At 75.9% G+C, this 15,496-nt stretch carries 14 protein-coding genes and 1 pseudogene; 2 read left to right on the top strand and 13 right to left on the bottom strand.

Annotated features, from left to right (window positions below; all coding sequences use genetic code 11):
* The 3 genes and pseudogenes from pyrH to rpsB all read right to left on the bottom strand — a co-directional run.
* Positions 1–747, bottom strand: coding sequence for a UMP kinase (pyrH, locus tag QSK03_RS06040; RefSeq protein WP_285650057.1), 747 nt, complete (start codon positions 745–747; stop codon positions 1–3).
* 105 nt (positions 748–852) lie between these two features.
* Positions 853–1,677, bottom strand: coding sequence for a translation elongation factor Ts (gene tsf / locus QSK03_RS06035; RefSeq protein ID WP_285649386.1), 825 nt, complete (start codon positions 1,675–1,677; stop codon positions 853–855).
* Positions 1,678–2,008: 331 nt separating this feature from the next.
* Positions 2,009–2,768, bottom strand: a pseudogene (rpsB, locus tag QSK03_RS06030) (30S ribosomal protein S2); the annotation flags it as partial.
* An 827-nt stretch (positions 2,769–3,595) separates the two neighbouring features.
* On the opposite strand from rpsB, the gene QSK03_RS06025 reads away from it, so the two are divergent.
* Entirely contained in the window at positions 3,596–4,171 is a 576-nt protein-coding gene (locus tag QSK03_RS06025) for a murein hydrolase activator EnvC family protein (RefSeq protein WP_285649382.1), read from the top strand.
* Positions 4,172–4,175: 4 nt separating this feature from the next.
* On the opposite strand, the gene QSK03_RS06020 is transcribed toward QSK03_RS06025, so the two are convergent.
* From QSK03_RS06020 to trmD, 10 genes are all read right to left on the bottom strand, one after another.
* Positions 4,176–5,321 carry a FliA/WhiG family RNA polymerase sigma factor gene (locus QSK03_RS06020; protein WP_352231950.1) on the bottom strand — a complete coding sequence of 382 codons (1,146 nt, stop codon included), beginning with the start codon at positions 5,319–5,321 and terminating at the stop codon, positions 4,176–4,178.
* A complete protein-coding gene (locus QSK03_RS06015) occupies positions 5,296–6,243 on the bottom strand; it encodes a tyrosine-type recombinase/integrase (RefSeq protein WP_502872145.1) in 948 nt (315 codons plus the stop codon). The genes QSK03_RS06020 and QSK03_RS06015 overlap by 26 nt, the downstream gene beginning before the upstream one ends.
* Positions 6,244–6,693: 450 nt before the next feature.
* Positions 6,694–7,908 (bottom strand): DNA-processing protein DprA, encoded by a 1,215-nt coding sequence (gene dprA / locus QSK03_RS06010; RefSeq protein WP_285649379.1) that lies wholly within the window; start codon positions 7,906–7,908, stop codon positions 6,694–6,696.
* Positions 7,905–9,482 (bottom strand): YifB family Mg chelatase-like AAA ATPase, encoded by a 1,578-nt coding sequence (locus tag QSK03_RS06005; RefSeq protein ID WP_285649378.1) that lies wholly within the window; start codon positions 9,480–9,482, stop codon positions 7,905–7,907. Before QSK03_RS06005 ends, dprA begins: the two co-directional genes overlap by 4 nt.
* 1 nt (position 9,483) lies before the next feature.
* The gene (locus tag QSK03_RS06000; RefSeq protein WP_285649377.1) at positions 9,484–9,882 is read right to left on the bottom strand and encodes a YraN family protein; all 399 of its coding nucleotides are present in this window, start codon (positions 9,880–9,882) and stop codon (positions 9,484–9,486) included.
* Between the two features lie 164 nt (positions 9,883–10,046).
* Positions 10,047–10,367: a DUF2469 domain-containing protein gene (locus QSK03_RS05995; RefSeq protein ID WP_285649376.1), complete on the bottom strand. Its 321-nt coding sequence runs from the start codon at positions 10,365–10,367 to the stop codon at positions 10,047–10,049.
* Entirely contained in the window at positions 10,364–11,170 is an 807-nt protein-coding gene (locus QSK03_RS05990) for a ribonuclease HII (RefSeq protein WP_285650052.1), read from the bottom strand. The genes QSK03_RS05995 and QSK03_RS05990 overlap by 4 nt, the downstream gene beginning before the upstream one ends.
* Positions 11,171–11,265: 95 nt before the next feature.
* Positions 11,266–12,255, bottom strand: coding sequence for a signal peptidase I (gene lepB, locus QSK03_RS05985; RefSeq protein ID WP_285650050.1), 990 nt, complete (start codon positions 12,253–12,255; stop codon positions 11,266–11,268).
* A 1,169-nt stretch (positions 12,256–13,424) separates the two neighbouring features.
* Positions 13,425–13,784 (bottom strand): 50S ribosomal protein L19, encoded by a 360-nt coding sequence (gene rplS / locus QSK03_RS05980; protein ID WP_133824914.1) that lies wholly within the window; start codon positions 13,782–13,784, stop codon positions 13,425–13,427.
* Between the two features lie 174 nt (positions 13,785–13,958).
* Positions 13,959–14,726, bottom strand: coding sequence for a tRNA (guanosine(37)-N1)-methyltransferase TrmD (gene trmD, locus QSK03_RS05975; protein WP_285649375.1), 768 nt, complete (start codon positions 14,724–14,726; stop codon positions 13,959–13,961).
* A gap of 44 nt (positions 14,727–14,770) precedes the next feature.
* On the opposite strand from trmD, the gene QSK03_RS05970 reads away from it, so the two are divergent.
* Complete coding sequence (locus tag QSK03_RS05970; protein WP_285649374.1) at positions 14,771–15,493, top strand: MgtC/SapB family protein; 723 nt, start codon at positions 14,771–14,773, stop codon at positions 15,491–15,493.
* Positions 15,494–15,496: the final 3 nt, after the last annotated feature.

Raw genomic sequence — 15,496 nt, 5'->3', positions numbered from 1 at the left:
TCAGGGGCCGGAAGGGGTGTGGACCAGCGTGCCGATCCTCTCACCCCGCACCGCGCGGGCGATGTTCCCCTCGACGAGCAGGTTGAACACCATGATCGGCATCTTGTTGTCCATGCAGAGGCTGAAGGCCGTCGCGTCGGCGACCTTGAGGCCCTTCTCCAGCACCTCACGGTGGGAGATCTCGTGGTACATCGTCGCCGTCGGGTCGAGCTTGGGATCGGCGGTGTAGACGCCGTCGACGCCCTTCGCGAGCAGCACGACCTCGCACTCGATCTCCAGCGCGCGCTGCGCGGCGGTGGTGTCGGTGGAGAAGTACGGCATGCCGACGCCGGCGCCGAAGATGACCACGCGGCCCTTCTCGAGGTGGCGCATGGCGCGGCGCGGGATGTAGGACTCGGCGACCTGCCCCATGGTGATCGCGGTCTGCACCCGGGTGTCGATGTGGTGCTCGCGCTCGAGGAAGTCCTGCAGGGCCAGGCAGTTCATGACCGTGCCGAGCATGCCCATGTAGTCCGCGCGCTGGCGCTGCATGCCGTAGCGGTGCAGCTCCTCGCCGCGGAAGAAGTTGCCGCCGCCGATGACGACGGCGATCTGGATGCCGGAGTTGACGACGTCCGCGATCTGGCGGGCGACGGTCTGGACGACCACGGGGTCGACCCCGACGCCGCCGCCGCCGAACATCTCGCCGCCGAGCTTGAGCAGGACCCGCTTGTGGCCGGACCGCGTGTCCGGACCGTCGTCGGTCACGGTCTGGGGACTGGCCACGCTCTCCTCCAGCTGCTCGGCGGGGTGCTCGACGTCCGGCCCGTGGGGCCGGGGCCCGGATCGGGCCCCGGCCTCACGGGGACGTGGTCAGGGCTGGCCGACCTCGAAGCGCGCGAAGGTGCGGACGCCGACGCCCGCCTCCTCCAGCACCTTGCCGACCGTCTTCTTGTCGACGGACACCGAGTCCTGCTCGAGGAGCACCGTGTCCTTGTAGTAGCCGTTGAGACGACCTTCGACGATCTTCTCGAGGATCTTCTCCGGCTTGCCCTCCTCGCGGGCGGTGGCCTCGGCGATGCGCTTCTCGTTCTCCACCACGTCGGCGGGGACCTCGTCGCGCGTGGTGTAGAGCGGGCGCGCCGCCGCGACCTGCATGGCCGCGCCGCGCGCGGCCTCCGACGCGTCGTCGCCGTCGCCGGTGTAGGCGACGACGACGCCGATGGCCGGCGGCAGGTCGGAGGACCGGCGGTGCAGGTACGTCGCCGTCGGGCCGTCGAGCAGCGCGACGCGGCGCAGCTCGAGCTTCTCGCCGATGCGCGCCGAGAGCTCCTGCACCTTGTCCTCGACCGTGCCCTCGTCGAGGGTCGCGGCCTTGAGGGACTCGAGGTCCTTGGTGCCGCTGCTCAGCGCGACGCCGAGGATGTCCTCGGCGAGCTGGACGAAGTCGGCGTTCTTGGCGACGAAGTCGGTCTCGGAGTTGAGCTCGATCATCGCGCCGTCGCGGGCGGCCACCACGCCGTTGGCGGTGGTGCGGCCGGCCCGCTTGCCGACGTCCTTCGCACCCTTGATGCGCAGGGCCTCGACGGCCTTGTCCATGTCGCCCTCGTTCTGCTCGAGGGCCTTCTTGCAGTCCATCATCCCGGACCCGGTGAGGTCCCGGAGCTTCTTCACGTCCGCAGCGGTGTAGTTCGCCATGGTGCGGCTCTCGTCCGTCCTCGTCGTCTGGTGCGTCGTGGTTGCTGTGTCGCTGGGCCCGTCGGGCGTCAGCCGGCCCCGCCCTGCGGGGTCGGGGCACCGTTGTTCTGGCCGGCCTCCGGCGCGGCGGCGATCGCGTTGTCGTCGCCCTCCGAGTCGGTGTCGACGGTGCCGCCGGTGCGCTCGGGACGGCTGACCGGCGTGGTGTCGTCGCCGATCGCGTTGGTCGTCGCCTCGGCCTCGGGCGTCGCGACCGGCGAGTCGCCGGGCGCGTCGACCGCGGAGCTGGTGCTGCCCTGCTCCAGGCCGGTCGGCGCGCTGGCGCCGTCGCCGCCCTGGGCCATGAGCTCCTGCTCCCACTCGGCCAGCGGCTCGTCCTCGCCGCGCTCGCCGTCGCCGCGCTGGCCGCGGGCCTGCAGGCCGTCGGCGCACGCCTGCGCGACCACGCGGGTCAGCAGGGCCGCGGAACGGATCGCGTCGTCGTTGCCCGGGATCGGGTAGTCGACCTCGTCCGGGTCGCAGTTGGTGTCGAGGATGGCGACGACCGGGATGTTGAGCTTCCGGGCCTCGCCGACCGCGATGTGCTCCTTCTTGGTGTCGACCACCCACACCGCGCTGGGCACGCGGCCCATGTCGCGGATACCGCCGAGCGTCTTCTCGAGCTTGTCGTGCTCGCGGGTGAGCATGAGGATCTCCTTCTTGGTGCGACCCTCGAAGCCCCCGCTCTGCTCCATGGCCTCCAGCTCCTTGAGCCGCTGGAGGCGCTTGTGCACGGTGGTGAAGTTGGTGAGCATGCCGCCCAGCCAGCGCTGGTTCACGAACGGCATGCCGACGCGGCGCGCCTGCTCGTCGATGGCCTCCTGGGCCTGCTTCTTCGTGCCGACGAAGAGCACCGTGCCGCCGTGGGCGACGGTCTGCTTGACGAACTCGTAGGCGCGATCGACGTAGGACAGCGTCTGCTGCAGGTCGATGATGTAGATGCCGTTGCGCTCGGTGAAGATGAAGCGGCGCATCTTGGGGTTCCAGCGGCGGGTCTGGTGACCGAAGTGGACACCGGAGTCCAGCAGCTGGCGCATCGTGACGACGGCCATGCGGTGGAACTACCTTCTCTCTGCGGCCCGGCACGTGCGCCGGACCTGGCGGTTGTCGCGACGGTCCCGGCCGGGCCGCCGCCCTGGTGCCCTCGTGACCGATCCGGAACCCGCTGACGCGGGACCGCCCGGATGCGGCTCTGGCAGCGCCGCGCGTGGCGGCGCTTGAGAGGGCACGCGAAGTCGGCCCGCCCGACCCCGACGTCGCGAGGACACGGCGGACCGCTGGTCACGAGTGTACCCGCGCACCCCCGCGCCCTCCCCCGCGCCCTCGGCCCCCCGCGCCCGCCACCGGCCCGGGGACGCACACGGGGTGTGCGAGCAATGCGGCTTTCCTGGCGTGTGACGCCAGGATCGCCACAGGCTCGCCGGCGCGACACGCCGAGCCGGGGGGTGTCGGCGGCGCGAGGCACGGGGTGGTGTCAGCGTGGCGTCCACGCCGGCGTCCGACGTCAGGAAATCCACCAGCTCGCGGCGACGTCGGCGGGGTGCAGTGCTCGCGCGGGAGTGCGCGACGTCGGCGGGGGTGCGGCGACGTCGGCGGGGTTCGCGCGGGGGTGCGCGACGTCGGCGGGGTGCAGTGCTCGCGCGGGGGTGCGCGACGTCGGCGGGGTGCAGTGCTCGCGCGGGGGTGCGCGACGTCGGGGGGGGGGGGTGCGGCGACCTCAGCAGGACTCCGGGGCGGTTCGTGGAGATCAGGAGTGCGCCATGCACCTCCGGCGGGCTCCGGAGGTGCCTGGTGCGCTCCTGATCTCCGCGTGGGCAGGCGATGGATCCGGCGGGCGTGCTGCTGCGTCCAACCCGGTGTGAGGTGCTCCGGACCCGTCGTGACGCTGATCGCCGCCCTGATCGCCGCCCTGATCGTGACCCTGCTCGCCGGGCCGGCGCCGGTGGCGGCGGCGCCCGCTCCCCCGCCGGTGGTCCCGGTGGGTGCCTACGGGTGGCCGCTGGCCGGGGTCGACCCGGGCGGCGCGCCGGCGCGGTCCGGCCAGCCCGGGGCGGTGACGCGGCCGTTCGACCCGCCGCCGCACTTCTACGGGCGCGGACACCGTGGCGCCGACCTCGCGGGACGCCCGGGGCTGGCGGTGCTGGCCGCGGGCGACGGGGTGGTGGCGTTCGCGGGCGCGCTGGCCGGGCGTGGGGTGGTGTCCGTCGAGCACCCGGGCGGGCTGCGCACCACCTACGAGCCGCTGGTGGTCGGCGTGGCCGCCGGCGCGCGGGTCCGGCGCGGCGACACCCTGGGCACCCTCGCGCCCGGGCACCGCGGCTGTCCCGTGGCGGCGTGCCTGCACTGGGGCCTGCGCCGGCCGTCGACCACGACCGGCGCAGGCGGCCTCGAGTACCTCGACCCGCTGCTGCTCCTGGGGCTGGGGCCGGTGCGGCTGCTGCCGACCGACCCGTGACGCCTCAGGCGTGCTGGAGCTCGGCCAGCCGCGCCCGCAGGCGCATGACCGCGCGGGTGTGCAGCTGGCACACGCGCGACTCCGTGACCCCGAGGACCCGGCCGATCTCGGCGAGGGTCAGGTTCTCGAAGTAGTACAGGCCCACGACCGTGCGGTCCCTCTCCGCGAGCTGACCCACCGCCTCGGCCAGCAGGCGCCGCGTCTCGCGGTCCTCCATGGCCGCGAGCGGATCCTCCGCGCCGGTGTCGGGCAACGAGTCCGCCAGCGACGGCGCCGCGGCCCCGTCGCCCGCACCCCCGCCGCGCCCGGCGGCGACGAGCTCGTCGAGCGCCGCGACGCTCGTCATCGCGATCTGCCCGAACGTCGAGCGCAGGTCCTCGGTCGAGGTGTCGAGCTCGCTGGCCAGCTCGGCGTCGCTGCAGGAGCGCTGCTCGCGACCCTCGAGGCGCTCGATCGCGCGCTCGATCTCGCGGGCCCGGGAACGCACCGACCGCGGCACCCAGTCCTGGGACCGCAGCTCGTCGAGGATCGCCCCGCGGATGCGCTGCATCGCGTAGACCTCGAACTTGCGGCCGCGGTCGGGCTCGAACCGCTCGATGGCGTCGACCAGCCCGAAGATCCCGCACTGGATGAGGTCGGCGACGTCGACGTGCGAGGGCAGCCCCGTCCCCACCCGGCCGGCCACGTACTTGACCAGCGGCGCGTAGTGCAGCACCAGCCGGTCCTTGCGGGACTTGCGCGGGTCCTCGGTGTACGCGGCCCAGAGGTCGGCGATGCCGGCCTCGACGAGACCTTCCTCGTCGACCGTGCCCGGCGCGGCCCCGCCGAGTGTGGCCGGCAGGGCGTGGGTGCCGGCCTCGGCGCCGGGGGACGCGGTGTCGCGGGACCCGTCGGTGGGGGCCGGCACGGCCGCGAGCGCGGTGGCGCCCTCGGTGGCCGGCCCCGACGACTCGCGGCGGGCCGGCGACGGTCGGCGCGCCGCGCGCACCGCGCGCGCCGCGGCACCGGCGGCGCCGGCCGCGCGCACGGCGGACTCCGAGTTGGGCCCGGGTAGGGCGGGCAGCGGACCGGTCGGCGGGGCGTCCGGTGGCACGGTGGCCACCGGCGGGCCCTCGCGCCGCGGGTCAGGCGCGGGGGTGGGCGGTGTCATGGATGGCCCTCAGGCGCTCGGCGGACACGTGCGTGTACAGCTGGGTCGTCGCCGGTGACGCGTGTCCCAGCAGTTCCTGGACGCTCCTCAGATCCGCTCCCCCCTCGAGCAAATGTGTGGCCGCCGAGTGTCGGAGGCCGTGCGGCGCCATGTCGGGCGCCCCCGGAACGGCGCCGGTGGCGTCGTGCACCACCGTGCGGGCGATCCGCGGGTCGAGGCGCCCGCCGCGGGCGCCGAGCAACAGGGCCGGTGGCGAGGTCGCGACGGCGAGCGCCGGGCGGCCCTCGCGCCGCCAGGCCTCGAGCGCCGCGGCCGCCGGCTGGCCGTAGACGACGGTGCGCTCCTTGGCGCCCTTGCCGAGCACCCGCAGGGTGCGCCGGCCGTCGTCCACGTCGTCGACGTCCAGGCCGCAGAGCTCCGAGACCCGGACGCCGGTGGCGTAGAGCAGTTCGAGCAGCAGGTGGTCGCGCAGCGCCACCGGGTCGCCCTCGGCGGCGCCCGAGGCCGCCGCCTGCAGCGCGGCCGCGGCCTGGTCGGCGCGCAGGACCTCCGGCAGTCGCCGGTGCGCCTTCGGCGACGCGAGACGGGCGCCCGCGTCGGTCGGGGCGCGCCCGGTGCGGGCCGCCCAGGCGGTGAACGTCCGCGCGGCCGCGGCCCGGCGCGCCAGCGTGGTGCGGCTCGCGCCGCGCGCGCGGCCCTCGGCGAGCCAGGAGCGCAGGCCGGCGAGGTCGAGGTCGGCGAGGTCGACCGGCGCGTCGGGTGCCGGACCGTCGTCGGGACCGGCGCTGGTGGCGGCACCGGAACCGGTGTCGGCGGCTGCGTCGGCACCGGTGTCGCGTCCGCGCAGGTGGTCGAGCAGCGTCGCGACGTCGCCGAGGTAGGCGCGGACGGTGTGCGGCGAGAGCGCCCGCTCGTAGCGCAGGTGGGCGGCGAACGCGTCGAGGTGCGACGCGACGGGGGCCGAGCCCGTCGGGCCGGCGACCGCCGCGGAGCCGCCCGTCGGGACCGACGCCGCGCCCGGTCCGCCGCCGAGGCGGTTCCCGGGGCCGTCCCCGGCTCCGCGGGGCGCCGGAACCCCCTGGTGAGCGGTGGTCGGGGCGCCCGCATCGTCCGTCCCGGTGAACGCGGAGCGTGACGACGTGACCGGGTCGAAGGGGAACTCACGAGAGCGCCCTCGACCGGGTGACCGGGAGGCGCCGTGAGGGCGTCCGGTCGACCCGTCGGTAGGAAACGTGCCGGTCATCGCCGTGAAGACTCTCGGGCCGACCGGCCTCGGTCAAGCACCGCCGCGACTCGTGCGGTGACCGTGGGCCACTGTCGGGGAGCGGTTCCACTCGTCGCGCTCTGCAACCGTTCGTCGCTCTGTGCCTGTTCACCCGGGTCGGCGACGCCACCGCCCACCGTCGGACTCGGCGAGCCCGCGGGCCTCGAGTTCGCTCAGGTGGGTGGTGAGGTCCCGCGGGTCCACCCCCGCCTCGTGGGCCAGACGTACCGCTGTGCGCGCCGCGTGGAGGGACAGGGCCTCGTGCACACGGAGCGCGTCAGGGTCAAGACCGTCCGTCGGACGGGTCGGGGTCCCCGGTGGAGTGGCGATGTCCTCCCCCACAGGGCTCACCTCCTCCAGGACGTGGGCCACCCGCCCGACCACGGACACCTCCGGCCGGCGGGCGAGCTCGTGGCAGCCCAGCGAGAGGGCCGAGGTGACCGGCCCGGGCACCACCATCACCGCGCGGCCGAGACCGCCCGCGACGAGCGCCGTGCGCATGGCCCCGGAGCGCGCGGCCGCCTCGACCACCACCGTGCCCGCGGTGAGCGCGGCGATGAGCCGGTTGCGGACGAGAAACCGGTGGCGCGCGGGTGTCGAGCCCGGCGGGTACTCGGTGACGACGAGTCCCCGGTGGGCGATGTGGTCGAGCAGCGTGGCGTGGGTGGGTGGGTAGGCACGGTCGATCCCGCACGCCAGGACGGCCACGGTGGCTCCGCCGACGGCCAGCGCGCCGCGGTGCGCGGCCCCGTCGATCCCGAGCGCCGCGCCGGACACCACCGTGCGGCCCCGGTCGGCGAGGTCCGCGGCCCAGTCGCGGGCGACCCACAGCCCGTACTCGCTCGCCGCGCGGGCCCCCACGAGCGCGACCCGGCCGCGCGGGGCGTCGTCGAGCCGTCCGGGTCCGCGGGCCCACAGCGCCAGCGGCTCGGCGGGTCCCTCGCGGGCCGGCGCGCCCTCCATCCCGCCGCCGCCGTCCGGCCCCGCGACGAGCCCCAGGCCCGCGAGCGCGACGGCGGGCCACTCCGGGTCCTCGGGGACGATCAGCCGGCCGCCACGGGCCCGGAGCAGCGTCAGGTCGGCCTCGGCGCGGTCGGTGTCGCGCCGGGCCGCGGTCTCGCGGGCGACCGCAGGCGGCAGGGCACCCGGCCCGTCCGTCGCACCCGCCCGCACCCGCCGTGCCGCGGTGACCGGCCCGACCTCGGCGACCCAGGCCGCGAGGGCCGCGGCGGGCGGCTCGGCCACCCGGGACAGGTAGGCGCGAGCCAGCAGGACCTCGCGGTCGACCGGCGAGGCGTCCACGGGCGCGGGGCCCGCGCTCACGCCGCCTCCTCGTCGGGACCGCCGGAGCCGTCGGGGTCACCCGAGGACACGAACCCCTTGAACCCGACGGCCTCGACGATGTCGGCGCGCTCGGGCCCGACCGCGCCCCGCAGGTCGGCGATGGTCCACGCGACCCGCAGTGCACGGTCCGCACCCCGGGCCGTCATCGCGCCGGTGCGCAGCTGGCGCTCGAGCACCTCCCCGGCGTCGCGGGGCAGGCGACCGCGGCGGCGCAGCTCCGGGCCCGGGACCTCGGCGTTGGTGCGCCATCCCGCCTCGCGCCATCGGTCCCGCGCCGCCGCCCGTGCCGCGAGGACGCGCGCCCGGACCGACGCCGTGTCCTCCGGGACCTCCTCGATGCTCTCGGTGTCACCGCCGTCCCACGAGAGCGCCTCGACCGCCCGCAGCGACACCTGCAGGTCGACGCGGTCGAGCATCGGCCCCGACAGCCGGTTCGTGTAGCGCCGCCTCTCGAGGCTGGAACAGGAGCAGTCGGTGGGCCGCGGCGGGGCGCAGGGGCAGGGGTTCGCCGCCATCACCAGCTGGAAGCGCGCCGGGTAGCGCACGACGCCGTCGGTGCGCGCCAGCCGGACCTCGCCCTCCTCGAGCGGCGTGCGCAGCATCTCGAGCACGTGCGGACCGAACTCGTAGATCTCGTCCAGGAAGAGCACCCCGCGGTGGGCCAGCGACACGGCGCCGGGCCGGGCCAGCCCGCTGCCGCCGCCGACGAGCGCGGCCGACGACACCGAGTGGTGCGGCGCGACGAACGGCGGCGCGGCGGGCAGCGCCTCCTGCGGGTCGATGACCCCGGCCAGCGACCGCACGGCAGCCACCTGGAGGGCGGCGTCGACGTCGAGGTCGGGCAGCAGGCCGGTCATCCGCCGGGCCAGCATCGTCTTGCCCGATCCCGGCGGCCCGACCATCAGCAGGTGGTGCCCGCCCGCCGCGGCCACCTCGACCGCCCGCCGCGCCGCCTGCTGACCCACGACGTCGGCGAGATCCTCGCGCGGGCCGCCGCCCGACGGACGCGCCGCGGCCCGCACGCCGAGCAGCCGTCCGCGCTCGCCCCGCAGCCACGCCAGCACGTCCGCGAGGTGCTCGGCGCCCAGGACCTCCATCCCCTCGACCAGACCCGCCTCGATCGCGGCCCCAGCGGGGACGATCGCGCGTTCGACACCGAGCCGGCGCGCCGCGAGCAGCGCCGGCAGCACGCCGCGGACCGCCCGCACCCGGCCGTCGAGCGCGAGCTCGCCGAGCAGCACGACGTCCCGCAGGGCGGCCACGGGCACCGACTTCGCCGCGGCCAGCACCGAGCACGCGAGCGCGACGTCGTACCCGCTGCCCTGCTTGGGCAGGGTCGCCGGGGAGAGCGCGAGCGTGATCCGCCGGGCCGGCCACGTCTCGCCGGAGTTGACCACGGCGGCCCGGACACGGTCGCGCGACTCGGCGAGGGCGGCGTCGGGCAGCCCGACCAGCGACACGGCGGGCAGGCCCTGCCCGATGTCGGCCTCGATCTCGACGACCTCGCCGTCGACCCCGCGCAGCCCGATCGACCACGCGCACGCGAGGGCCACGTCAGAACGCCCCCTCGTAGTGCTCGACGCGGGCCTCGGCGCCACGGACGAGGAGCACGGCGACGACGTCGAAGCGCACCTCGTCGAACCCCGACCCGCCGGCCGCGTGCCGGTCGGCGAGCCAGCGCTGCGCCAGGCGCCGGATCCGGGCGGCCTTCTCGTGGGTGACGGCCTCGGCCGAGCCGAACCCGATGCCCGAGCGGGTCTTGACCTCCACGACCACGAGGCGCTCGCCGTCGGCGGCGACGACGTCGAGCTCGCCCTCGCGGCAGCGCCAGTTGCGGTCGAGCACCACCAGGCCGCGCGCCGTGAGGTGGGCGGCGGCCACGTCCTCGCCGCGCTGCCCGAGCAGGCGCCGATCGTCGGGCGGCCGTCCCGGTGTGTCCCGCGTGGTGACCATGCCCAGCCCCTCGTCCCCGCCGCCGGGCGGTCCGGCGGCGGCTCCGAGCGTGGCGGGGACGGGGACCGGGGCTCCAGCAGCGATGTCGCGCCTGGGGACAACCGGACGGGCTGGGGACGGAGCGATGCCGTGGTGGCGGCCGCGCACAGCCGGCCGGGGCAGCGTCAGCCGCTGAACGGGCCCTCGTCGAGGCGGAGGTCGGGCTTCTCCAGCTCCTCGACGTTCACGTCCTTGAACGTCACGACGCGGACGTTCTTGACGAAGCGCGCGGGTCGGTACATGTCCCAGACCCAGGCGTCGGCCATGGTGACCTCGAAGTAGACCTCGCCGTCGGCGTTGCGCACCGCGACGTCCACCGAGTTCGCCAGGTAGAAGCGCCGCTCGGTCTCCACGACGTAGGAGAACTGGGCGACGATGTCGCGGTACTCGCGGTAGAGCGACAGCTCCATGTCGGTCTCGTACTTCTCGAGATCCTCCGCGCTCATCGCTCTCCCCCCTCCGGCGCGTCCCCCGGGTACTCCTCGGGGCCGAGCGCCGCCTCCAGGTCCACCAGCTCGTCGGCCTCCCCGCTCTCCGCGGACGCCTCGTCGACGGTCACGGCTCCATTGTGGCGCACGCCGGCCACCGTCCCGTCCAGGCTCCGGCCCCGCGCCGCCGCGGCGACGTTGACGAAGCTGAAGCGGTGGTCCTCGCTGGGCCCGTGCTCGGTGAGCGCTGCGTTGTGCGTCGGCGTGCAGTAGCCCTTGTGGAGGTCGAAGCCGTACTCCGGACGCTTCTGGTGGAGGTCGGCCATCAGGTGGTCCCGGGTGGTCTTCGCCAGCACCGACGCCGCCGCCACGCACGCGGCGGCGAGGTCGCCCTTGGGCACCGCCAGGGCCGGCACGCCGAAGCCCGACACCGGGAACCCGTCCGTGAGGACGTAGCCGGGACGCACGTCGAGGCGGGCGACGGCGCGGCGCATCCCGTCGATGTTGGCCGCGTGCACGCCCCGGCGGTCGACCTCGGGCGGGTCGACGAGCACGACGTGCCAGTCGAGCGCGCGCCGCCGGATGATCGTCGCGAAGCGCTCCCGCTCGTCGTGGGTGAGCAGCTTCGAGTCGGTCAGGCCCTCGAAACGCTTGGCGTCCCCCGGCCGCAGGATGCAGGCCGCGACCGCCAGCGGGCCGGCACACGCCCCGCGCCCGGCCTCGTCGACACCGACGACCGGACCGAGCCCGTGGCGCTCCAGCGCCGACTGCAGCGCCCAGCTCTCGGTGCTGCGGCGCACGATCGCCCGCGGCGGCTGCACGCCGGTGCGCGGCGGCAGCGGAGCCCGCCGACGGGCGGGGCGCCGCCCCGTCGGCCGGCCGCTGCCGCGCCGACGACCCGCGTCGTGTCCGGCCGTCACCGGCCGGTCTGGTCGGGCCGTGGCGGACCGTCGCGGTCACCGGGGCCGAGCGGATCCGGGTCGTCCGGGGCCCGCGAGCCGCCGTGGTAGGCCGACCAGCGACGTCGCAGGCGTCGGGACCCCCCGACGAGCGGGACCCCGACGAGCACACCCGCCGCCAGCGGGGCACCCGAGGTCCACGCCGGGGCGCCGAGCGCGGACGGCTGGGCCTGCGGGTCGGTGTCGGGCACACCACCCCACCGGCCGACGGGCAGCACGATGACGCGCGCCTTGCCGATGACGTCGGTGACCCCGATCGGTCCGTGCACGCGGGCGTCCGCGGAGTTGTTGCGGTTGTCGCCCATGACCCACAGCTGGCCGTCGGGCACCCGCACGGGCGCGAAGTCGGCCTGCGTCCGGCCCAGGTTGGGCTGGTAGTAGATGTACGGCTCGTTGAGCGGGCGGCCGTCGACGGTCACCCGGTTCTGCGCGTCGCAGCAGGCGACGGTCTGGCCACCGGTCGCGATGACGCGCTTGACGAAGTCCTTCTCGTTCGGCGGCGCGAGACCGACCAGCGACAGCCCGCTCTGCAGGCCGCGGACCAGCGCGTTGCCCGAGGGCTCCTCGCCCGAGACCTCGTCGTTGGCGCCCCAGGAGGGCGGGCCGCGGAACACGACGACATCGCCCGGCGACGGGCCCGAGAACCGGTAGGTGATCTTGTCGACGGCGACGCGGTCGTTGGCGCAGCCGTTGCACCCGTGCAGCGTGCGCTCCATCGACGCCGACGGGATCACGTAGATCCGCGCCAGGAACGTCTGGATGACGAACGTCAGCACCACCGCGACGACGATGAGCAACGGCAGCTCGCGCCAGAACGAGCCCTTGCGCTTCTTCTTCTTGGTCGTCCGCCCGGGGCCGCTGCTCCCGTGGCGCCCGGACCGACCCGGACCGCTCTCGGGCTCGTCGCCGTCCTCCGGGCCGTCCCCGTCGTGGCCGGCGTCCGCCAGACCCCGCCGGTGCCGCCCGGGGCTCGCTCCGGCGGTCTGGGTGACGGTCGTGGTGGCCGTGCTGCCGGTGGTCGCGGGATCCCGCGGCTTGGGGGGCCGGGAGGCGAAGCCGTCGGCGCCCGCGAGGCCGCTGTCGGACGCGCTCCCCGTGGCGGACGAGGACGAGTCGGCGTCCCCGCCGGGGCTGGGACCACCCGCGGCCGCCGGCCCCGCGGGGCCGGACGGGCGCGCCGGACCCGCCTGACCCGGACCGCCGGGACCGCCGGGACCGCCCGGACCGCCCTGACCGCCCTGACCGCCCTGGCCGCCCTGGCCGTAGGGCGCCGCGCCGTTCGCGCCGCCGGGCGCCGCGCCGTTCATGCCGCCGGGGCCCGCACCGTTCGCGCCGTTCATGCCGCCGGGCGCCGCACCGTTCACGCCGCCGGGGCCCGCGCCGTTCGCCGCCCCACTGTGCGGGGGAGGACCCTGCGGCGGCGGGTACGGCACGCCCGCGGGCGGGCCGGGCGGTCGGGGACCGCCCTGAGCCGGAGCCGCCGGGACGCCGCTGGGAGCCCCCCACGGCGGGCCGGAGGGAGCCCGCGACGGCTCGTCCGGCCGCGAGGGCCCGCCCGGCTCGGGAGCGCCGTACCTCGGGCCCGGTGCGCCGGGGGCGGCCCGGCGCCCGTCGTCCGGACCGGTGCCGTACCCGTTGCTCGGACCGTGTCCGCCGCCGTAGCCGGGGTCGTAGCCGCCGCCCAGGCCGGTCCCGTGACCCGCTCCGTGGCCGCCACCGGACCCGCTGCCGCCGTAGCCGTTGCTCTCGGAGAAGGAGGATCCGGCGGAGTACTCGCCCGACAGCCCCGACGTCTCGTAGCTCGGCCCGCCGTACGGGGGCAGGTCGGGGGTGCCGTAGCCGTCGCCCGGCGCGTCCGATCCCGACCAGCCGGAGGCGCCGTAGGGCGCCTGCCCGCCGCGGGTGGGCGCCGGGATGTCGCCGTAGGGGTCGTCCGGACCCTGGTCGTCGTCCGGTCGCGCGTGGGCCGGCGCACGCCCGCCGTAGCCGTCGACACCGCCCGGGCCCGACCGGCCGTCACGGCTCGGATCGGTGCCCGCGCCGGAACTCCGGTACGGGGGCACGGAGGGCTCCTGGGGGCGCACGCGCTTCAGGTTAGGAGACCGGGGCCGTCGGCTCAGGAAGCCGGCGTGGTCTCGCGCTTCTCGCGAATCTTCGCGGCCTTGCCCCGACGCTCACGGAGGTAGTAGAGCTTGGCGCGTCGGACGTCACCGCGCGTGACGACCTCGATCTCCGCGATGTTCGGGGAGTGCACCGGGAAGGTGCGCTCCACCCCGACGCCGAAGGAGACCTTGCGGACGGTGAACGTCTCGCGCAGGCCGCCACCGTGGCGGCGGATCACGACACCCTGGAAGACCTGTACACGAGAGCGTGAACCCTCGATGACCCGGACGTGCACCTTCACGGTGTCCCCGGCACGGAAGTCCGGGATGTCGGAGCGCAGCGACTTGGCGTCGAGCTCGTCCAGGGCGTTCATCGTCAGCGTCCTCGCGGTCTCACGGGCCGGCGCGACGGACCCCGCGGGGCGGGCGTCCGTGTGCTGCCGACCGGGATGGCTTCTCGGGCAGCGGACCGGCGCTCACCGACCCCGATCGGGCCGTGCGCCGTCCGCGGCAACCTCCCCAGTCTGCCATGCCGCCCGTCGCGCTCCTCAGGGCGGGTCGTACCCGCTCGCCGCGAGCACCTCGCGGTCGCGGGCGTCGAAGGCGCGCGGCCCGTGGCGGGCGAGCAGCGCGTCGAGGAGGTCGGGCCGCACGGCGGCGGTGCGCTCCAGCGAGCGGTCCCGGCGCCACCGCGCGACGGCGGCGTGGTTGCCGCCCCGGAGCACCTCGGGGACGTCGCGCGCGCGCCAGGTCTCGGGGCGCGTGTACGCGGGCGCCTCCAACAGGCCGTCCGAGAAGCTGTCCAGCTCCGCCGACTCCGGGTTCCCGAGCACGCCCGGCACCAGGCGCGAGACCGCCTCGACGACGACGAGCGCGGCCACCTCCCCGCCCGCGAGCACGTAGTCGCCGAGCGAGACCTCCTCGACGGGCATCCGGGTCGCGGCGTCGTCGAGCACCCGGGCGTCGATGCCCTCGTAGCGTCCGCACGCGATCACCAGCCACGGCTCCCCCGCCCACCCGGCGACGCGCGCCTGGGTCAGCGGCGCCCCCGCCGGGGTCGGCACGAGCAGCCGCGGGGAGCCCTCCCCCGACCCGGTGACCTCGTCGAGCGCCGCCCCCCACACCGGTGCCGTCATGAGCATCCCCGGGCCGCCGCCGTAGGGTGCATCGTCCACGGCCTTGTGGACCCCGCTGGCCCATCGCCGCAGGTCGTGGACGCGCACGTCGAGCAGGCCGGCCCGCCGCGCCCGGCCGACGAGGGCCTCGTCGAGCGGCGCGAGGTAGCCCGGGAAGATCGTGACGACGTCGATGCGCATCGGGCACGATCCTGCCCCGGCCGGACGCGAAGGGGGTGGCGAGGGTGGAGCAGTTCCTGTCCTACCCGCAGGAGTGGCGCCTGCTCGCGCCCCTGGGCCTCGCGCTCGTGCTGTGCACCCTCATCGGCCTCGAGCGCGAGCGTGCCGCGAAGAGCGCCGGCCTGCGCACCCACACGCTCGTCGGCGTCGGGTCGGCGGCGTTCATGCTCATCTCGAAGTACGGCTTCTCCGACCTGCTCGGGATGGAGCACATCTCCCTCGACCCCTCGCGCGTCGCGGCGCAGATCGTGTCCGGGATCGGGTTCATCGGGGGCGGGCTGATCTTCGTGCGCCGCGACGCCGTCCGCGGGCTCACCACGGCGGCGACGGTCTGGGCGGCCGCCGCGGTCGGCACCGCGTGCGGTGCGGGCCTGCCGCTGCTCGCCGTCGCCGGGACCGCCGTGCACTACCTCGTCACCCGCGGGTACCGCCCGCTCGCGCGCCTCGTCACGGAGTCCTCGACGATCCCGCGGGACGTCACGATCTCCTACCACGACGGCCGGGGTGTGCTCCGCGCGGTGCTCACGGTGTGCACCGAGCGGGGGTTCGCCGTCGCCGGCATGCACGTCGACCGCGAGGACGGTGGGGCTCCTGACGACCCGGCCGGGACGCGCACCGCCTCGGTGACGCTCTCGCTGACCGGGCACGGGGGGCTGGACACGCTGTCCGGTGAGCTCTCCGAACTGCCCGGTGTGCTGGCGGTGGGCGTGCCGACCGAGGAGGAGTGAGCC

The sequence above is a fragment of the Actinomycetospora sp. NBRC 106375 genome (assembly GCF_030269665.1).
Lineage (GTDB): Bacteria > Actinomycetota > Actinomycetes > Mycobacteriales > Pseudonocardiaceae > Actinomycetospora.
This window is presented reverse-complemented; position numbering and strand designations above follow the sequence as displayed.